At 34.1% G+C, this 1,351-nt stretch carries 2 protein-coding genes; both read left to right on the top strand.

Going from position 1 to position 1,351, the window contains the following annotated elements; all coding sequences use genetic code 11:
- The first annotated feature begins 89 nt into the window (after positions 1 to 89).
- Entirely contained in the window at positions 90 to 377 is a 288-nt protein-coding gene (locus FYJ58_RS14645) for a transposase (RefSeq protein ID WP_154520396.1), read from the top strand.
- Positions 378 to 385: 8 nt separating this feature from the next.
- Entirely contained in the window at positions 386 to 1,291 is a 906-nt protein-coding gene (locus FYJ58_RS14650) for an IS3 family transposase (protein ID WP_328597869.1), read from the top strand.
- Positions 1,292 to 1,351: the final 60 nt, after the last annotated feature.

Here is a 1,351-nt window from a genome sequence, read left to right on the forward strand (position 1 = left end):
TGGTGTTAGAATGTAAATAGTACAAGTTAGATATGGAATAATCCTTAATATAGATTTATTATTAAAGCTAAAGATTGGAGGAGTAAGACATGGCTACACAGTACACAGAAGAATTTAAGAAGAATGCGGTAAGATATTGGGAGGAGCATAAAGATTTAGGCATTAACGCATGTGCTAAAAACCTAGGTATATCTAAAAGTGCATTATCTACCTGGCGTAAACTTTATGAAGGTAATGAGGGTAACATTCCAACTCGAGGAAGAGGCAATTACGAAAGTGATGCTGCCAAAGAAAATGCAAGACTTAAGAAAGAATTAAGGGATGCACAGGATGCTCTTGAAATATTAAAAAAAGCAATCGGCATACTGGGAAACTAACAGAAGCTATATACCTTGAAACTGCAAATAAGGAAACTGATATGAAAAAACAAGGTAGGCGCCGGCTTAATGTTAGCGGTGTGCTGAGACATCTAGGCGTCTCTAGAAGTGGATATAATACTTGGAAAAACAGAATTCCAAGTAATCGTGAGCAACGAAAAAACAGAATAAAGAATAAGATATGTGATATTTATGATGAATCACACCAAAACTACGGTGCTCCCAAAATAGCTAAGAAACTGAAAGAAGAAGGAGAAGCAATCAGTGAAAAAACAGTAGGTAATTATATGCGTGAAATGGGCTTAAAGGCGCAATGGGTTAAGCCTTATACCATAACAACTAAAGATTCAAATTTTAGCGAAGAATACAAAAATATACTTGATGAACAGTTTAATCCTGATTCTCCTGATGCAGTATGGTGTTCCGATATTACATATATTTGGACATATGAGGGATTTGTGTATTTAACAAGTATAATGGACTTATATTCAAGGAAAATAATATCTTGGGTATTAAGTGATACACTTGAAACGAAGTGGGTTGTAGAAGCTGTTAATAAGGCTAAAAGTGCAAGAAATGTTAGCAAACCATTAATTATGCATTCAGATCGTGGTCGACAATATACAGCTAAAGATTATGAAGATGCAACATCTGGAATGACACTCAGCTATTCCAAGAAAGCGTATCCATGGGATAATGCATGTATTGAATCTTTCCATTCCTTACTTAAGAGGGAGTGGATAAATAGATTCAAGATAACAGACTATAATCATGCATATAAGCTTATATTTGAATATATAGAAGCCTTTTACAATACAGTAAGAATTCACAGTCATTGTGATTATGTATCACCTAATGAGTATGAAAAGAAATATTGGATAAAATTAAGACACTTGGAAATAAATGCGGCATAAGACAGAATATTGAGGTGAAAAGTTCACGTTTAACTTGTACTTTTTCTTGACATAGGACCA

This window comes from Velocimicrobium porci (assembly GCF_009696045.1).
GTDB classification, from domain to species: domain Bacteria; phylum Bacillota; class Clostridia; order Lachnospirales; family Lachnospiraceae; genus Velocimicrobium; species Velocimicrobium porci.

Excerpts from the sequence above, each read along its gene's own strand:
- FYJ58_RS14645 (WP_154520396.1), top strand. The coding sequence starts at position 90 with ATGGCTACACAGTACACAGAAGAATTTAAGAAGAATGCGGTAAGATAT.